This window comes from Thermosipho globiformans, from assembly GCF_003990895.1.
In the GTDB taxonomy this organism is placed as follows: Bacteria; Thermotogota; Thermotogae; order Thermotogales; family Fervidobacteriaceae; genus Thermosipho; species Thermosipho japonicus.
The window spans coordinates 1-1,035 of sequence record NZ_BHXD01000039.1; the positions used below are offsets into that span (position 1 = coordinate 1).

Sequence of the window (1,035 nt, forward strand, 5' to 3'; positions counted from 1 at the left end):
ATTTTTGATATTGCTTCTTCAAATCCATAATTTGTTTCTTTTAACATCCCATATCTCATTATTCTTCACCTCTATTCGCATAACCCCATGTAGGTAAGGTGGTTATAGTATAATACATCCTCCTTAAAAATTCCTTAGAAACTATTCATTTTCAGAAACTAGTTTTTCTATATAATTTATTTTCCTTATAACATTGTTCAATCTTCCTACAACAAAGTCCACATTTAAACCTTTATCATTACAGCTTTCTTTTAAACTGCTCATTTTTGCACAACAAATATCAAATCCATATTTTTTTAGTTCATCAAACAACTTATTATCCATATCCATAATCTCTTTTAAAGTCATATTTTCATTTATTTCTGGTAACATATTTATTCACCTCCTTATAAAATTCTTTAAAAACAATGTAAATCCAACATTATTTAAATTCAATATACTACTTTGATGATTATAATTTTTCTGATGATTTTCATTTATTTTTATTCTTTTAGATTATTGTCTACTTTAACCGTATCTATTATATATTTATCATTTAAAAATTTCTCCCTCTAGAAAAGCCACTTCAGTTTCGACAAATCACAAATTTCTAAATTCTAATCCTCGTTTTGATAACATCAGTTTGTGGTACTTTTGTAACTATTTTTATAAATAATATACATGTTATTCAAAAACATTGAACTCTTTTTCAAATACTCATTTATTCACAAGTATAACGTTACTTACATTCCTAGATCTTTAATATCCCTACGCCATAGGGTGTGGGGTACACTTATAATATACTCCTCTTTTTTTACAAAAACAATACATTTATTGCTGTGTAATGTCAAAAAAGAAAATATATAGTTTCATTTTGGAGTTATTTAGACCCTGGCCAAAGTAAAAAATAGGTTAAATTAGAATATAAAAAAAGGGCTACACCTGCTAAAATTGTTTTTGTACCAAATATAACCAAACACAAGGAGGTGTAGCCCCTGAAAAATATTCACTTCAATATTATTTTACCACAAAAATTACTCAACAAAATATCTAATC

1 protein-coding gene is annotated in these 1,035 nt (G+C 26.2%); it reads right to left on the reverse strand.

Annotated features, from left to right (window positions below):
* Positions 1 to 141: 141 nt before the first annotated feature.
* The gene (locus EO083_RS09720) at positions 142 to 372 is read right to left on the reverse strand and encodes a hypothetical protein (protein ID WP_126994253.1); all 231 of its coding nucleotides are present in this window, start codon (positions 370 to 372) and stop codon (positions 142 to 144) included.
* Positions 373 to 1,035 lie beyond the last annotated feature (663 nt).